This is a genomic window from Streptomyces sp. NBC_01268, from assembly GCF_036240795.1.
Classification (GTDB): domain Bacteria; phylum Actinomycetota; class Actinomycetes; order Streptomycetales; family Streptomycetaceae; genus Streptomyces.
Map to the genome: position 1 here is coordinate 580760 of NZ_CP108454.1, position 16228 is coordinate 596987.

Annotated in this window: 11 protein-coding genes; 2 read left to right on the top strand and 9 right to left on the bottom strand. The window is 73.2% G+C overall.

Annotated features, from left to right (window positions below; all coding sequences use genetic code 11):
• Window positions 1-5: 5 nt before the first annotated feature.
• From OG309_RS02490 to OG309_RS02530, 9 genes are all read right to left on the bottom strand, one after another.
• Window positions 6-416, bottom strand: a complete 411-nt coding sequence (locus tag OG309_RS02490) for a RidA family protein (protein ID WP_329417946.1) — start codon at window positions 414-416, stop codon at window positions 6-8.
• A gap of 69 nt (window positions 417-485) precedes the next feature.
• Entirely contained in the window at window positions 486-1163 is a 678-nt protein-coding gene (locus OG309_RS02495; protein ID WP_329417949.1) for an HAD family hydrolase, read from the bottom strand.
• Window positions 1160-4228, bottom strand: a complete 3069-nt coding sequence (locus OG309_RS02500) for an alpha-mannosidase (RefSeq protein ID WP_329417951.1) — start codon at window positions 4226-4228, stop codon at window positions 1160-1162. The genes OG309_RS02495 and OG309_RS02500 overlap by 4 nt, the downstream gene beginning before the upstream one ends.
• An 86-nt stretch (window positions 4229-4314) precedes the next feature.
• A complete protein-coding gene (locus OG309_RS02505) occupies window positions 4315-6069 on the bottom strand; it encodes a glycoside hydrolase family 35 protein (protein WP_329417954.1) in 1755 nt (584 codons plus the stop codon).
• A 69-nt stretch (window positions 6070-6138) separates the two neighbouring features.
• On the bottom strand, window positions 6139-8076 hold the full coding sequence (locus OG309_RS02510) for a glycoside hydrolase family 5 protein (protein WP_402545312.1): 1938 nt from the start codon (window positions 8074-8076) through the stop codon (window positions 6139-6141).
• A gap of 134 nt (window positions 8077-8210) precedes the next feature.
• Complete coding sequence (locus OG309_RS02515) at window positions 8211-9053, bottom strand: carbohydrate ABC transporter permease (RefSeq protein WP_329417958.1); 843 nt, start codon at window positions 9051-9053, stop codon at window positions 8211-8213.
• 7 nt (window positions 9054-9060) lie between these two features.
• Complete coding sequence (locus tag OG309_RS02520; protein WP_329417961.1) at window positions 9061-10125, bottom strand: carbohydrate ABC transporter permease; 1065 nt, start codon at window positions 10123-10125, stop codon at window positions 9061-9063.
• Entirely contained in the window at window positions 10125-11405 is a 1281-nt protein-coding gene (locus OG309_RS02525) for an ABC transporter substrate-binding protein (RefSeq protein WP_329417964.1), read from the bottom strand. The genes OG309_RS02520 and OG309_RS02525 overlap by 1 nt, the downstream gene beginning before the upstream one ends.
• A 162-nt stretch (window positions 11406-11567) precedes the next feature.
• Complete coding sequence (locus OG309_RS02530; RefSeq protein ID WP_329417967.1) at window positions 11568-12758, bottom strand: ROK family transcriptional regulator; 1191 nt, start codon at window positions 12756-12758, stop codon at window positions 11568-11570.
• A 176-nt stretch (window positions 12759-12934) separates the two neighbouring features.
• On the opposite strand from OG309_RS02530, the gene OG309_RS02535 reads away from it, so the two are divergent.
• Together OG309_RS02535 and OG309_RS02540 are read left to right on the top strand one after the other, a co-directional pair.
• Window positions 12935-15064 (top strand): alpha-galactosidase, encoded by a 2130-nt coding sequence (locus tag OG309_RS02535; RefSeq protein WP_329417970.1) that lies wholly within the window; start codon window positions 12935-12937, stop codon window positions 15062-15064.
• 144 nt (window positions 15065-15208) lie between these two features.
• On the top strand, window positions 15209-16054 hold the full coding sequence (locus OG309_RS02540; RefSeq protein WP_329417972.1) for an alkaline phosphatase family protein: 846 nt from the start codon (window positions 15209-15211) through the stop codon (window positions 16052-16054).
• The last annotated feature ends 174 nt before the right edge of the window (window positions 16055-16228 follow it).

Below are 16228 nucleotides of genomic sequence, written 5' to 3' on the forward strand. Positions count from 1 at the left end.
GGCGATCAGGAGTCGAGGACGGCCGCGACGGCCTCGATCTCCACGAGCTGGTCGCGGTAGCCGAGCACGGTCACCCCCATCAGGGTGCTGGGCACGTCGTGGGCGCCGAACGCGTCGCGGACCACCTCCCACGCCTTCACCAGGTCCTCCTGCCGGTGGGTGGCGACGAGCACGCGGGTGCTGATGACGTCGTGCAGCGTGGCGCCGGCGTCCGCGAGGGCGGTGCGCAGGTTGGCCACGGCCTGGGCGGCCTGGCCGGCGACGTCCCCGACGGCGACGGTGGCGCCGTCCGCGTCGAGCGGGCACGCCCCGGCGAGGAAGACCAGCCGCGCCTCGGCCGGGGCGGTGGCCGCGTAGGCGTACTCGGCGACGTCGGAGAGGGAGGCGGAGCGGATCAACTCGACGGCACGCGGCATGGGGTTCCCCTGGGGAGCTGGTGGAGGGCCGGGAGGCTCGGACGGCGTTACGGGACGGGGGTCACCCTGTCAGAGATCGTCCGCGGTCTCGACGGGATTTCCCGGGGCCGCCGCCAGGTCCCGCAGCAGGGCGAGGTCCACGTCCAGCAGGCTGCGGACCACCCGGCGGCGAGGCGCCGGCGGGATGGCGGTGAGCGAGGGCACGGCCACGACGGCGCAGCCGGCCGCTTCGGCGGAGGCGACCCCGGTCGGGGTGTCCTCGACGGCCACGCACACGTCCGGGGTGAGGCCGAGGGTGGCGATGGCCGCCCGGTACGGGTCGGGGGCGGGCTTGGTGCGCGGGGTCTCGCCCTCGGCGACGGAGGTGGTGAACCAGTGGCGCCCGAGGGTGTCGAGGACGGTGTCGACGACGGACCGGGGCGAAGCCGAGACCAGCGCGGTGGGCACGCCCGCGGAGCGGAGCGCGGCCAGCAGTTCCAGGGCGCCGGGCAAGGGGACGACCCGGCCCCGGACCAGTTCCGCGAAGCGTTCCCCGAGGGCGGCGGAGAGCCGGGGCAGGTCGGTGGGGGCGCCGGCGAGCGTGGCGAGGTGCACGGCGGTGTCCTCGATCGCGCGCCCGCGCACGAAGGCGATGTCCGCGTCCCCGAGGGGGAGACCGAGGCGTCGGGCCTCCTCCTCGACGGCCTGCTGCCAGAGGCGTTCGGTGTCGACGAGGGTGCCGTCCATGTCGAAGAGGATCGCGGTCACGCGCCGGCCTCCCGGGCGAAGCGGAGGGTACGGATCTCGAACGGGCGCAGGGTCAGGTGCAGCCGCCGGTCGCCGGTCGCGGGCGGGCCTTCGGGCGGGTCCGCGTCGAGGGGGCGTTCCAGCAGGTCGGTGACGGTGACGCCGGTCCAGCGGAAGACGGTGGTGAGGACGGTGCGGGCGCGCGCCCCGTGGGCCTCGTAGAGGCGGACGACGACGTCGCCGGAGCGGTCGTCGGCCAGCTTGACGGCCTCGACGACGACGCCCGCGTGGTCCGTGCCGACGAGGGGCGTCACGGGCGCGGATCCGGGGACGGCGCGCTCGGGCAGGTTGGCTGCGTAGCCCTCGCGGACGGCGTCGGCGATGCCCGCTCCGACGACGAAGCCGTAGCGCAGCCGGTGCCGGCCCTGGTCGGCGTCGGGGTCGGGGAAGCGGGGGGCGCGCAGGAGGGTGAGGCGGACGGTCGTGGTGGTGCCGCCGTCGTCCTCGCGCACGTCCCGGGTGACGTCGTGTCCGTAGGTGGAGTCGTTGACCAGGGCCGCGCCCCAGTCCTGTTCGCCGACGTGGAGGAAGCGGTGCGCGCAGATCTCGAACTTGGCGGCGTCCCAGCTGGTGTTGGTGTGGGTGGGGCGCTTGACGTGGCCGAAGGGGATCTCGGCGGTGGAGTGGTCGGCGCGGACGTCGAGGGGGAAGGCGGCCTTGAGGAGCTTCTCGCGCTCGTGCCAGTCGATCTCGGTGTCGATGTCGAGGCGACGGGCGCCCTCGCGCAGGGAGAGGAGCTGGCGGACGCGGGAGTCGCCGAAGGTGCGCAGGACCAGGACGCCGTCGTCGACGGCGGTCACGGAGTCGGCTTCGGTGAGGTCGCGGACGGTGTTGCGGTAGAAGGCGTCGACGTCCCAGGCGTCGTACTCGTTGGGGAAGTCCTGGTGGAGCTGGAGCAGGTTGGCGGCCGTCCCGGGGGCCAGGGCCTCGCGGCCGGCGGCGAGGTCGACGGCCGAGACGACGAGGCCGCGGGCGTCGATCTCGAAGCGCACCAGGCCGTTGTCGAGCACGTGCCCGGCGCCCTGGGGCACGGGCGGGACGGGCGGGTGGGGGTCTTCGGCGCGCGGGGCGGCGCCGAAGGCGTCGACGCCGCCCCGCGCGAAGGGGGCGCCGTTGAAGACGACGGTGCCGGGACCGGGGCCCGCGAGGGTGCGCTGGGCGGCGTCGACGAGACCGTCGAGCTCGCCGGTGACGGCCGCGTAGGTCTCCTCGGCCTCGCGGTGCACCCAGGCGATGGAGGAGCCGGGCAGGATGTCGTGGAACTGGTGGAGGAGGACCGTCCGCCACAGCCGGTCGAGGGCGTCGTACGGGTAGGGGGCGCCGGTGCGCACGGTCGCCGTCGCCGCCCACAGTTCGGCTTCGCGCAGCAGGTGTTCGCTGCGCCGGTTGCCCTGTTTGGTGCGCAGCTGGCTGGTCAGCGTGCCCCGGTGGAACTCGAGGTAGAGCTCGCCGAGCCACACGGGCGCGTCGGGGTACTCGGCGTGGGCGCGGTCGAAGAAGTCGGCCGGCGGTTCGATCACGACCTTGGGGGCGCCCTCGAGGTCGGCGAGGCGCCGCGCGCGGGCGAGCATCTCGCGGGTGGGACCGCCGCCGCCGTCGCCGTACCCGAAGGGCAGGAGGGAGCTGTTGGCCGCACCCTTGTCCTGGAAGTTGCGGACGGCGTGGGCGAGTTCGCCCGGGGTCACCTCGGCGTTGTAGGTGTCGGCGGGCGGGAAGTGGGTGAAGATGCGGGTGCCGTCGATGCCCTCCCACCAGAAGGTGTGGTGGGGGAACTTGTTGGTGGTGTTCCAGGAGATCTTCTGGGTGAGGAACCAGCGGACCCCGGCCAGCTTCATGAGCTGGGGCATCGCCGCGTTGTAGCCGAAGGTGTCGGGGAGCCACATCTCCTCGGTCTCGACGCCGAACTCACCCGCGTAGAAGCGCTTGCCGTGGATGAGCTGCCGGGCGAAGGCCTCGCCGCCGGTGATGTTGGTGTCGGGTTCCACCCACAGGCTGCCCACGGGCAGGAACTGTCCGGTCGCCACCTTCTCGCGGACCCGCGCGTAGAGCTCCGGGCGGCGTTCCTTGAGCCAGGCGAGCTGCTGGGCCTGGGACATGGCGAAGCGGAAGTCCGGGTGGTCGTCCATCAGGCGGGTGACGTTGGAGACGGTCCTGGCGACCTTGCGGGACGCCTCGCGCAGCGGCCACAGCCAGGCGGTGTCGATGTGGGCGTGGCCGACGGCGGAGACCCGGTGGGCGCTGTCGGCGGCGCGGGCGGCCAGGGCGGGCCGCAGGGCGTCGCGGGCGGCGGGCGCGGTGCCGGCGATGTCCTGGAGGTCGACGGCGTCGAGGGCGCGCTCGACCGCGTACAGGATCTGCCAGCGGCGCTCGGACCCCTCGGGCAGCTCGTGCATGAGCTGCCCGAGGACGTCGAGGTCCTGGGTGAGTTCCCACACGTCCTGGTCGAAGACGGCCAGGTCGGCGCGGCGGAGCCGGTAGAGCGGATCCTCGCCGGCACCCCGGCCCTCGTCGCCGGCGGTGAGCCAGACGGGCCGGTCCCCGGCGAGGGTCGGGGCGTGCCGGCCCTCGCCGGGGAAGGGGACGGTCGGGTTGGCGGCGGCCTCGACGTAGCAGGTGAACGTCTCGCCGCCGGTGACGGGGTCGCCGACGGGGATCCAGGAGTTGCGCGGGTTGAGCGCCTTGATCACGGTGCCGTCGGGCCGGTGCACGAGGCCTTCGGTCGAGAAGCCCGCGCCGGTCACGTCGAAGCCGAGGTCGACGACGGCCTCGACCCGGCGGCCCGCCCACTCCGCGGGCACCCGTCCGCTGACCTCGAACCAGCTGGTGGTCCAGGCCGGCCCCCACCGGTGCCCGACGGCGACGGGCCGGTACGGGGCGGCCAGGCCCTCCGCCACGGGTACGGGCTCGCCGGGGACGTCCCAGATCCGCACCTGGAGCGGGGCCGTCCGGGCGTGGGCGGCGGGGCGGATGCGCTGGTTCAGGACGCGGTCGAGCCGCTGCTCGATCAGGCGTCGGTTGCTGTGCATGGCGGCTCCGTCGGGGGCGGGCGAGGCAGTCGAGGCAGGGGAACCGGACGGGTGGGCGGGCGCGGCGGTGGCCGGCGCGCCTCGGGTCACTCCTCGGTGGCTCCCAGGGCGGGGGTGTCGCTCAGCCGGACGTGGCGGCCGGTGGAGGCGTGCAGTTCGAGGACGGTGAGCTCGTTCTCGCCGGTGCGCAGGACGGGCGCCGGGACGTACAGGGCGGCCTGCGGGCCGCGGGACCAGTAGCGGCCGAGCGGGAAGCCGTTGACCCAGGCCAGGCCCTTGGTCCAGCCGTCCAGGTGCAGATACGTGTCGGCGGGGCCGTCGACGGTGAAGGTGCCGCGGTGGAACGCGGGCCCGACGGGCGGTGCGCCGAGGTCGAAGGGGGCGTACGCGAGGGTGTCGAGGCGGTCGAGCGGCAGGGCGCGGCTGCGCCAGGCCTCGGGCGGGTGCCCGTTGACGGTGACCCGGCCGAGCAGGCCCTTGCGGTCGTGGAGGGCGGCCCCGTAGTTGACCCGGCCCTGGTTCTCGACGAGGACGGTCACAGTGGCGCCCGCCCGGGGCACGGTGAAGGCGAGGGCGTGTTCGTGGTTCTCGCGCTCCAGGACGCCGACCGGCTGCCCGTCGACGAAGACCTGGGCCCGGTCGTGGACCCGCTCGGCGCGCAGCAGCGCCGGTCCCGGCCCGGCCAGCTCGGTCTCGTACAGGACGAAGCCGAAGGAGTGGCCGAGCTCCTCCATGGTGAGCGGCCGGTCGGACTTCTCCGGCGTGCCGAGGGCGTCGGCCTGGGCCAGCAGCGGCGCGGTGTGCGGGAGGTCCACGGTGCCGTACGCGGCCTTGGGGGCGGCCGGGGGGACGGGCTCGTCGGGCACGGGGGCGTGGCGGGCGATGACCTCGCGGAAGGCCCGGTACTTGTCGGTCGCGTCGCCGGCCTCGTCGAGGAGGGAGTCGTAGTCGTAGGAGGTGACGGTGGGGCGGTAGGTGCCCTTGTCATTGGCGCCGTTGGTGAAGCCGAAGTTGGTGCCGCCGTGGAACATGTAGATGTTGACGGAGGCTCCGGCGGTGAGCAGCGCGTCCAGCTCGGCCGCGGCGTCGGCGGGCGCGCGGCGGGTGTGGATGCCGCCCCAGCGGTCGAACCAGCCGATCCAGAACTCGGAGCACATCAGGGGGCCCCGGGGCTGGTGGGCGCGGAGCGCGGCGAGGCCCTCGGTGGTGCGGCTGCCGAAGTTGGCGGTGGCGAGGACGCCGTCGAGGCCGCCTCGGGCCAGGTCGGCGGGCTGGTCGCAGGTGAAGAGCGGGACGTCGACGCCGTGCCGGCGCAGCAGGTCGGCGAGGGCGGCCAGGTAGGCGGTGTCGTCGCCGTGGGCGCCGTACTCGTTCTCCAGCTGGACGGCGAGGATAGGGCCGCCGTTGCTGCCGAGGTGGCGGTGGAGCGGGGGCAGGAGGGCGCCGAGGTAGGCGTCGACGGCGCTCAGGAAGCGCGGGTCGCGGCTGCGCAGGACGATGTCGTCCTCGGCGAGCAGCCAGGACGGCAGGCCGCCGCCCTCCCACTCCGCGCAGATGTAGGGGCCCGGCCGGAGCAGGACGTGGAGTCCTTCGGCGGCGGCCAGGTCGAGGAAGCGGGGCAGGTCGAGACCCGCGTCCATGTGGAACTCCCCGGGGCGCGGGGCGTGCAGGTTCCACGGGACGTAGGTCTCGACCGTGTTGAGGCCGAGGAGCCGTGCCTTGTGGAGGCGGTCCGCCCACTGGTCCGGGTGGACGCGGAAGTAGTGCAGGGCGCCGGAGACGATCCGGAACGGGCGGTCGTCGAGACGGAAGCCGTCGTCGGCGATCTCCAGTCGGGGCATGGCGGTGGTACTCCTCGGGGAGCTCAGTGGAACGTGTTCAGGTGGTTCGGGTGCGCGTGGGGCCGGTGATCAGGCGAGCGGCCGGCACAGCAGGGCGTCGGGGACGCCGCCGTGGTTCCACTTCCAGGTGAAGGCGACTCCGGCGAGGTACTCGCCGTCGGCGCACTGCCCCTTGTAGTAGCCGGGGGCCCAGTCGCTGGCGTTCGAGCCGCCGGTGGCGGGCCGGTTGTCGCCTTGGTCGAACCAGAGCACGCGCCCGTTGGTGGGCAGGGTGGCCGTGGCGGGGGCGCAGAGCAGGGCGGACATGGCGTTGCTCTTCACGCTGTAGCCGACGGCGAAGGTGCGGTCGGGGCACTGCAGCTTGTTGTAGCCGCTCGCCCAGTCGCCGCCGGTGACGTACCGCTCGTCGGTGACGGTGGTCCAGGCACCGGTGGCCTTGGCGGGCTGTCCGGCGTCGGTGCACAGGCCGCGGCTGTCGCTGCGGCCGAGTCCGGCCAGGCGCTGGGTGTCGGGGCAGTTGCCCTTGCGGTTGCCGGCGGACCAGTCGGGCTTGGCCAGCATGGTGGCGGAGACGTCGTTGTCGCCGTAGTCCAGGTTGAGCATGTTCCAGCGGGGCGTGGTGTCGACCCGGCCCGAGCGGGCGGGGGCCTCGACCAGCTTGGTCCAGTCGGCGGCGCGCCAGTCACCGGGGTCGAGGACGCCGAGCCGGGCGCCGGCCGCGTTGTAGTTGACCATGGCCCAGGTGTCCTGGGGGGTGCCGGCGGCGTTGGTCCAGCCGACCAGCGGCCAGATGGCGAAGTCGGAGTCGTTGCGGACGAGGATGTCGGTGAAGCGGGCGAACCAGTCGCGCTCCCGGGCGTTGACGGCACCCCGGCCGCCGGCGCCGAACTCGCTGATCCAGACGGGGGCGGTGAAGTGCTGGCCCTCGCGGGTCACGAACAGGGCCTGGTCGTCGACGGCCTTGACGAGCTGCTCGGGGGTGAGCTCCTCGTAGCGCAGGTCGTGGGTCTCGCCCGTGCCGGTGGCGCCGGTGTGGTTCGGGCCGGTGTAGCCGTAGAAGTGCGCCGCGTACACCAGCTTGTCGGAGTGGATCAGGGTGTTGGAGAGGGTGGCGACCGGGGTGAGCATGGGGCGGCCGTGGGGCGTGATGTCGGTCGGGATGCCCTGCCAGTTGATGCCCTCCATGACGATCAGGAGGTCGGGGTCGGCCCGGAGGATCTCGTTGCCGGCCTCCTCGAAGGCCTTGTTGAGGTCGTAGTCGTTGCCCCAGCCCCAGTTGGTGTCGTTCCAGGTGTCGCGGCGGACCTCGTTGCGCAGGTCGGCGCCGACGACGCGGGTGTTGTCCTGGTACCGCTTGGCGAGGAACACCCAGTCGTCGATCCACTGGCGGGTGGTCTGGCCGCTGTTCCAGCGCTCGTTGCCGTCGAGGCCGCAGCAGAAGCGGTAGCTGGTGGTGTGGTTGTTGAGGACGACCGCGAATCCGTCGGCGGTGAGCGCCGCGATCACGGAGTCCATGACCTGCAGCGGGGTCTTGCCCCTGAGCTGCGGGTTGGCGGTGACGGCGGAGTCGGGGACGGGGACCGTGTCGTGCAGCACGGCGTTGGCGAACGGGAGCCGGATGCTGTTCAGGCCGAGGGCGTGGAAGTCGGCCAGGATCCGGCTGATCGGGGTGCGGTCGAGGCCGAGGGGGATGTTGTGCGACATCTGGTCGGCCTGGTGGTTGGTGACGTCGTTGACGTCGCCGCTGCCCTCGTAGGTGCCCTGGGCGCCGGCCCAGTTGCCGGACTTCAGCTTGAAGCGGTTGCCCGTGGCGTCGACGATCCACCGGCCGCGGGTGCTGAGCGGTCCGGTCCAGGAGGCGGCGAGCTGCGGCCCGGTGAGGACGGTGGGCGCTGCCGCGACGGCGGGCCCGGAGGGTGGGGTGGCGTCCGCGGTGGGGGCGCCGATGAGCAGCGCGGAGACCGTGGCCAGGGCCGCGGTCGCGCGTCGGAGCAGTGTGCCAGGTATCACGAGGGCTCCTTGTGGAGGGGGGTGTGGTGCCTGCTCTGGGGGAACGGTGAGGGGTAGGGGTCAGGGATGCCGTACGGGGTGCGGAACGGGGTTGCGCGTACGGGGTTGCGCGTACGGGGTGCGGGGGTGCGTCAGCCCTTGAGGCCGCTGGTGGCGATGCCTTCGACGATGTACCGCTGGGCGACCAGGAACATGACGACCAGGGGCGTGATGGTGACGACGGCACCGGCGAAGAGGCCCGGCAGGTTGACGGTCTGGGAGGTGAGGAAGGTCGACAGGGCGATCTGCGCGGTCCATGCCGACGGGTCCTGCCCGATGACCAGCGGCCACAGGAAGGAGTTCCAGCTGTCGATGAAGGACAGGGCGCCCAGCGAGGCGAGCATCGCCCCGGAGCTCGGCAGGGCGATCCGCCCGTACAGGCCGAACCAGCCGAGGCCGTCCAGCCGTCCGGCCTCCTCGATCTCGGCCGGGAACTGGAGGTAGAAGTTGCGGAACAACAGGACGGCGAAGGGGTTGAACAGGCCCGGCACGATGATGCCCCACAGCGTGTTCACCCCGCCCATGGAGCCGACGACGACGAACGTCGGCACGAAGGTGACCGAGCCCGGGATCATCAGCGTGGCGACCACCAGGGCCAGCAGGACGCCGCGGCCCGGTACGGGGATCCGGGCGAAGGCGTAGCCGGCCGCGGAGGCCAGCAGGGTGGAGACGGGGGCGGTGATCGCGGCGATCAGCAGCGAGTTGCCGAGCGCCTGCGCCATGGAGACGGTCGGGTCGTCGAAGAGCGCGGTGAAGTTCTCGAAGTGGGTGGTCGAGGGCCACCACGTCCACTCGGGTGCCGTCAGGCCCTGGGAGTCCATCAGCGAGTTGCGCAGCATCAGGTAGAACGGCGCGAGGAAGACCGCCGTCAGCAGGCCGACGAGGAGTCCGCGGGCGACGAGCCGGAAGGCTCGGGAGAGTCCGGGAAGGGTCATGTGTGGCTCATCCTTCGCTCTTGCCGAATCCCGTGAACCGGCCCTGGATCAGCGTCACTCCGACGATGAGGGCGGTGAGCACGAAGGCTCCGGCGGAGCCGAGACCGTAGTTCTGGCTGCCCATGGCGGTGTTGTAGAGGTGGACCAGCGGCGTCTGGACGGGGGCGGTGCCGGTGCCGGACAGGCCGCTGTTGAACAGGTTGTAGAACTCGTCGAACGCCTGGAAGGCGGCGATGAACAGCAGCATCAGGACGGCGACGGAGGTGTTGCGGAGCATCGGCAGGGTGATCCTGCGGAGCATCTTGAAGCCGGTGGCGCCGTCGAGTACGGCGGCCTCGTGGATCTCCTTGGGGATGGCCTGGAGTCCGGCGAGGAACAGCACCATGTAGAAGCCGACCTGGAGCCACAGCCGCAGGGTGACGAGGACGATCCAGTACAGCGGGGGCGACGTCGTCTGCAGCCAGGGGACCGGGTCCGCTCCGAACCAGCCGCCGACGGTGTTGGCGATGCCCGCGGGCAGGCCGTTGAACAGGCTCATCTTCCACAGCAGCGACGCGGCGACGTAGGAGACGGCCGTCGGGATGAGGAAGGCGGTGCGCACCACGGCTCGGCCCCGCCGCACCCGGTGGACCAGCAGGGCGAGTCCGAGGGAGGCGGCGAAGGTGACCGGCACGATGAAGGCGGTGAAGACCAGGATCTGCACCAGGGAGCCGCGGAAGGCCTGGTCGGCCAGGAGGGTGCGGTAGTTGTCGAGTCCGACCCAGTGGCCGAGCGCGATGCTGCCGCGGGCGTCGCTGAGGCTGAGCAGGAAGCTCCAGCCGATCGCGACGTACTTGAAGATCGCCAACCCGATCAGCATGGGCGCGGTCAGCAGCACGAAGGCGAGCCATCCGGACCGGCCGGCGCGCGACCGGCCGGCGCGCGACCGCCCGACCGGCGTCCGGCCGTCCCGGGGCCGGCCGCCGCTCGGTCGGCCGGCGCCGGGACGGCGGGTGCGGTCCGCGTCCCGCGTGCCGGGCGCGGGGCGCCCGGCACGCGCGGACGGAAGGGTGAGTTCCGGTGCCGGTTCCATCAGCCGCGCTGCTTGTCGATCTCGCCCTGGGCCTTCTTGACCGCCTGGGCCAGGAGGCCGGCGGCGTCGCCGTCACCTGCGGCGATCTTGACCGCGGCCGCGTTGAAGGCGCTGCTGACCGCGGTGTCCCAGGTGCCGGGGTTGTGCTTGCCGTACCGGTCCGCGAGGGTGACGGTCTCCTTGGCGGTGCCTTCGGACAGCGCCTTGGTGGTGGCCGCCACGGACCTGCGGGGCGGCACGTGGAAGCCGTAGCTCTCGGCGAAGTCCTTCTGCAGGTCGGCCTGCTGGATCCACAGCCACTGGGCGAACTTCTTCGCCGCGTCCAGCTTCTTGCTCTTGGCGTTGACGCAGCTGGTCCAGCCGCCGACCCGGACGGCGGGCGACCCGCCGGCCTTGAAGGCGGGCCAGGGGATGACGCCGAAGTCGTCGCCGAGAGCGGACTTGACGGCGGGCATCGCCCACAGGCCGCACCACTGCATCGGCACGACCCCCTGGGTGAGGGCGGCCGGGTCCCACCAGTCGGTGGTGAAGCCGAGCAGCAGCGACTCGTCGTCGTGCAGGCGCTTGAGCCCGGTCAGCGCTTCGAGCGCCTGGGGGGAGCCGAAGGCCACCTTCCCTTCGCGGGAGACGAGTTCACCGCCGTTGGACCAGACGGCGAGGATCGCGGAGTCGCCGAGGCCGTCGTTGCCGACGAACAGGCCCTTGCCCTTGCCGGTGGTCAGCGCCTTCGCGGCGGCGACCAGGCCGTCGTAGCTGGTGGGCGGGGTGATGCCGGCCTTGGCCAGGGTGCTCTTGCGGTAGTAGAGCATCATGACGTCGTCGATCATCTTGATGCCGTACAGCTTGCCGTCGACGGTGACCAAGTCGATCGCGTTGCTGTTGAAGTCGGTCTTGGCGGTGCCGTAGACGTCGTCCAGGGCGGCGATCTGACCGCGCCGGGCCAGGCTCTCGTTGAAGTCGCCGATCTCGAACACGTCGGGGGCCGCGTCGGTGAGCAGCGTCGCGTTGAGCTTGCCGGCGTAGTCGCCGGGGACCCAGGTGACCTTCACCGCGATGTCCGGGTGAGCCTTGGTGAAGGCGGTGGCGTAGCGGAGCGCGGCCTGCTGGGTGCCGGTCTCGCCGTAGGCGTGGTACCAGACGTTGAGGGTGGTCTTCGCGCCGGAACCGGACGCGCCGGTGGGGTCGGTGCTGCAGGCGCTGGTCAGGACGGTTCCGGCGGCGACCAGCAGCGATCCGGTCAGGAATCCCCGTCGGCTAAGCTCGGTTCTGCGTGCGCTCATGTCGCATCCTTCTGTGAGGGTGGGGCGGTGCGGGTGTGCTACCTGGCCGGTGCCTTCGACAGTGCTTGCCGGCAGTGGAGGGCACTGGCCAGGGAGTCGTACGGGTCGGCCGCGCGCGAACGGGGTGGGCCGCACGCGAGCCGTGGTGGCGGCCTTGGCGGTTCAGCCGGAGCCGGTCGCGGCGGTGGCCGCGTACTGCGGGAAGAGCGCCTGGATGGCGACGGCGGCGGCGCCGCGGGACCACTCCTCCCAGGGCAGCGGGCGGAGCAGCAGCGGGCACCGGGACGCCGCACCGAAGGCGTGGGCGGCGAAGGCGTCCTTGATGTGGCGGCCGAACAGGTCGTAGGCGGCCAGTCCTTCACCGCTGACCACGACGCGCTCCGGGCCGACCAGGTTGACCAGGGTGGCGATGCCGACGCCGATGGCGCGGCCGGCCCGGGCGAAGGCCTCCCGGGCCGCCGGGTCGCCCTCGCGGGCCAGTTCGACGACCTCCTCGAAGGCCAGCGCGGGCCGTCCGGTGGCCTCGCGGACCGCGCGGAGGATCGCGTCGGTGGACGCGAGTGCCTCGACGCAGCCGTTCGCGCCGCAGCGGCAGCGCGGTCCGGTCTGGTCGACGCAGATGTGTCCGACCTCGCCGGAGACGCCGTAGGCCCCCCGGAGCAGCTCCCCGTTGACGACGAGGGCGGAGCCGATGCCCGCGCCGATGGTGACGAGCGCGAAGTAGCCGGTGCCGATGCCCTCGCCGAACCAGTGCTCGGCGACGGTCAGGGCCCGTACGTCGTTCTCGACGGTGACGGCGAGGCCGGTGGCGGCGGTGAGCAGCGCGGCGAGCGGGACGTCGCTCCAGCCGAGGAGGCCGGAGTGGCGGACCAGGCCGCTGTCGCGGTCGACGTCACCGGACACGGCGACCCCGACATGCCGGGTACGGTCGCGGAACTCGGGCTCGCTGTCAAGTAGTTGATCGAGGAGAGCGGCGAACGCCGCAGCGACGGTGTCCGGTTCGCAGTCGTCCAGGGGCAGCATCGCCGTGACGCGGATGCCGGCCCGCAGGTCGCACACCGCGCCGAAGAGGTGGTCGGGGCTGACCTTGACGCCCACGAAGAACTCCCGGTCGGGGGCGACCGCGAGGGGGTTGACGGGCCGTCCGGCGCCGGGAGCGGTGCGCTCCGGCGGGAGTTCGTAGAGGTAGCCGTCGTCGATGAGCGGCCGGGCCGCCTTGGTGACGGCCGTCGAGGAGAGTCCGGTGCGCCGCGCCAGCTCCACCCTGCTGAGCGGTCCTTCCGCCAACAGGAGGGCGAGGACCGCGGTTTCGGCGGGTGCGCTGACCAGAGGCCGGGAGTGATGTCGAAACACGGGTGAAACGTAGAGCAAATAAATAACTTCTTCCAGTATTGATTTCCTGTCAGACCTCGCCCTACGCTCGTGGCCGCCTCCGTGCCTTCCGCCAAGGGGCCTTCGCCGAGGGCGCGTTCACGCCGTGCCGCCCCGGCTCCACCCCCGTTCCTCTCCGCACGTCAGGGGACTCATCCGTGCTCGACACGCTCCCTCCCGTCACCTTCGACCCCGCGCTCGGCCTCGCGGTCCTGCGCACGCCGAACAGCCAGTACGCGGTGCTCATCGGCGCCGACGGCAGCCCGCGGCACCTGTACTGGGGGCGCCCGCTCGACAGCGCCGTCCTCGCCGCGCTCCCCGAGGCGGTGTCGCCCGCCGCGAGCAGCTTCGAGGCCGACGCGGCCGCCGACGAGCTCGCGCCCCAGAGCGGCGCCCGCTTCGGCCCGGCCGGCCTCCAGGTCCGCTTCGCGGACGGCACCCGTGGCGTCCAGTGGCGCTTCGCGGGTGCCTCGGTCGACGGCGGCGAACTGCGGCTGCGGCTGGACGACCGGCGCCGCCCGCTGCGCACCGAGCTGTGCTACCGGGTGCGGCCCGACAGCGACGTCGTCGAGCGCTGGACGGAGCTCACCCACACCGCGCCCGAGGCCGATCCGGCACTGCCCGTCACCGTCGAGCGGCTGGACTCCGCCTCGTGGACCGCGCCCGCGCTGGCCGACTACCGGCTCAGTCACCTGGTGGGCGGCTGGAACAGCGAGTTCCAGCTCCGCGGCGACCGCCTCCCGGTCGCCGAGACCGTGCTGACCAGCAGGCGGGGCCTCACCGGCCACCACGCCAACCCCTGGCTGGCCCTGGACGACGGCACCGCCTCCGAGGAGCGGGGCGAGGTGTGGAGCACCGCCCTCGCCTGGAGCGGCAGCTGGCGCGTCACGGTCCACCGCGACCCGGTCGGCCGCACCACCTGGACCGGCGGCTTCGGCCACGAGGGGCTCAGCTGGACGCTGCGCCCGGGCGAGACGCTGCGCACCCCGACGTACGCCGGGCTGTACACGCCGGACGGCTTCGGCGCGGCCAGTCGCGGCTGGCACGAGCACCTGCGCCGGCACGTCCTGCCGGAGCCCGAGCGGGACCGGCCGGTCCTCTACAACTCCTGGGAGGCGACGGGCTTCGACGTCGACCAGGCCGGGCAGATCCGGCTGGCCCGGCTCGCCGCGGGTCTCGGGGCCGAGCTGTTCGTCCTGGACGACGGCTGGTTCGGCGCCCGCCGCAGCGACGAGGCCGGGCTCGGCGACTGGAGCCCGCGTCCCGAGGCCTTCCCCGAGGGCCTGACGCCGCTCGCCGACGAGGTGCACCGCCTCGGCATGGACTTCGGGCTCTGGGTGGAGCCGGAGATGGTCAACCGCGACAGCGAGCTCTACCGCGCGCACCCCGACTGGGTCCTCCACTCCCCCGAGCTGGACGCCACCGAACTCCGCAACCAGCTGGTGCTGAACTTCGCCCGCCCCGAGGTGGAGTCCTGGGCCTGGCAGACCCTCGACCGGCTGGTGCGCACCCACCGGGTCGACTGGCTCAAGTGGGACGCCAACCGGGCCTTCACCGAGGCCGGGTGGGCCGGTCACCCCGACCCCGACCGCCTCTGGATCGACCACACCCGGGCCGTCTACCGGATCATGGACCGGCTGCGGGCCGAGCACCCCGGGCTGCGGATCGAGGCGTGCGCGGGCGGCGGCGGCCGGGTCGACCTCGGCATCCTGTCCCGTACGGACCAGGCCTGGGTCTCCGACAACACCGACCCCGTCGACCGCATCGGCATCCAGCACGGCTTCAGCCAGCTCTTCCCCGCGCGGGCCATGGCCGCCTGGGTCACCGACAGCCCCAACATCACCACCGGCCGGCGCACCCCGCTGCGCTTCCGCTTCCACGTCGCCATGGCCGGGGCGCTGGGCATCGGCGGGAACCTGACCGAGTGGAGCGACGAGGAGCTGGCGGAGGCCGCCGAACTCGTCGCGCGCTACAAGGAGATCCGCCCGCTCGTCCAGCGCGGGATCCAGCACCGCGTCACCCCGGCCGGACCGGTCCACGCCGTCCACTACGCGGCGCCCGACGGCGACGACCACGTGCTCCTCGTCTGGCGCCCCACGACCCGCTTCGGGCATGCCCCGGCCCCGGTGCGACTGCCCGCGCTCGACCCGACGGCGCACTACCTGGACCCGGACCGGGACGAGGTGCACAGCGGGGCCGTCCTGGTCCGCCAGGGCCTCGACCCGCGCCTGCCCGAAGGGGACCACGCGAGCCGGCTGATCCGGCTGCGCCGCGTCACGCCCGCCTAGCACGCGGACGTCCGCCGCACCCCGGTTCGCGGCGGCTCCGCCGCGGCACCCTGCCCGTACCCCTCGGCCGACACCGCCGCCGGGCGGCTCCCCCAGCCGCGCGGCGGCGGCACCACGCCCGCCCCACGACCCTTTGGACCACCCATGGAGACCTCCCGCGTTCTGGTGATCGGCATCGACGGCGTACGCCTCGACCTGCTCCCGGAACTGGACACCCCGCACCTCGACGGGATCGCCCGCGCCGGCTTCCTCGCACCCGTCGAGGTGGACGCCACCACCCCCACCATGTCGGGCCCCTGCTGGACGACGATCGTCACCGGCGTCGGCGTCACCAAGCACGGCGTCTGGGGCAACCGCCTCGACGGCAACCGCCTCGACGTCTTCCCGGACTTCACGACCCGGCTCGCCGCCGAGTGCGGACGCCGGACCTTCGCGGTCGGCGGGTGGGCGCCGCTCTTCCTCGCCAAGGAGGGCGGCCCGCTGTTCGTGGCGCCCACCCGCCTCGGCTACGTCGCCCCCGCCGAGGACACCCCCGAGGCCTGGGAGGAGGCCGACGAGCGGGTGACCGCCGAGGCGGAACACCTCCTCGGCCTCGACGAGGACCTCCACGCCGGCTTCGTCTACCTGGGCGCCGTCGACGAGACCGCCCATTTCGTGGGCTGCGGCAAGGAGTACCGGGCGGCGGTCGAGGCCGCCGACCGGCGGCTCGGCCGCGTCCTCGACGCCGTACGCGGGCGGCGCGAGCGCGCGGGCGAGGAGTGGACGGTCATCGCCGTGACCGACCACGGGCACCGGGACGAGGGCGGGCACGGCGGGCGCAGCACCCTCGAACGCACCGCCTGGATCGCGGCGTGCGGCCCCGGCCTGCCCGCCGGGAAGGCTCCGTCGGCGCCGCTCCACCACGCCGATGTCGCCGCGCACGTCTACACCGCGCTCGGCATCGCCCCGGACCCGCACTGGACCCTGGACGGCCGGGCCTTCTCCGTCTGAGCTCGGGTCCCGTGGGCACGCCGCCGGACGTCCTTCCCTTTCCCTGGCGGGTTTTTGACGCTCCCTTGAGGCAACCCACAGGTTCCTCCCACCGTCCTCACGGGACGAGGGGGGCACCAGGGACGGGGGACGCCCGGGGGACCGGGACACCGCAGGTGCCCTCACGAGACCGAT

Coding starts and splice junctions, on each gene's coding strand:
- OG309_RS02490 (WP_329417946.1), bottom strand. CDS start 416: ATGCCGCGTGCCGTCGAGTTGATCCGCTCCGCCTCCCTCTCCGACGTC.
- OG309_RS02500 (WP_329417951.1), bottom strand. CDS start 4,228: ATGCACAGCAACCGACGCCTGATCGAGCAGCGGCTCGACCGCGTCCTG.
- OG309_RS02505 (WP_329417954.1), bottom strand. CDS start 6,069: ATGCCCCGACTGGAGATCGCCGACGACGGCTTCCGTCTCGACGACCGC.
- OG309_RS02515 (WP_329417958.1), bottom strand. CDS start 9,053: ATGACCCTTCCCGGACTCTCCCGAGCCTTCCGGCTCGTCGCCCGCGGA.
- OG309_RS02520 (WP_329417961.1), bottom strand. CDS start 10,125: ATGGAACCGGCACCGGAACTCACCCTTCCGTCCGCGCGTGCCGGGCGC.
- OG309_RS02525 (WP_329417964.1), bottom strand. CDS start 11,405: ATGAGCGCACGCAGAACCGAGCTTAGCCGACGGGGATTCCTGACCGGA.
- OG309_RS02540 (WP_329417972.1), top strand. CDS start 15,209: ATGGAGACCTCCCGCGTTCTGGTGATCGGCATCGACGGCGTACGCCTC.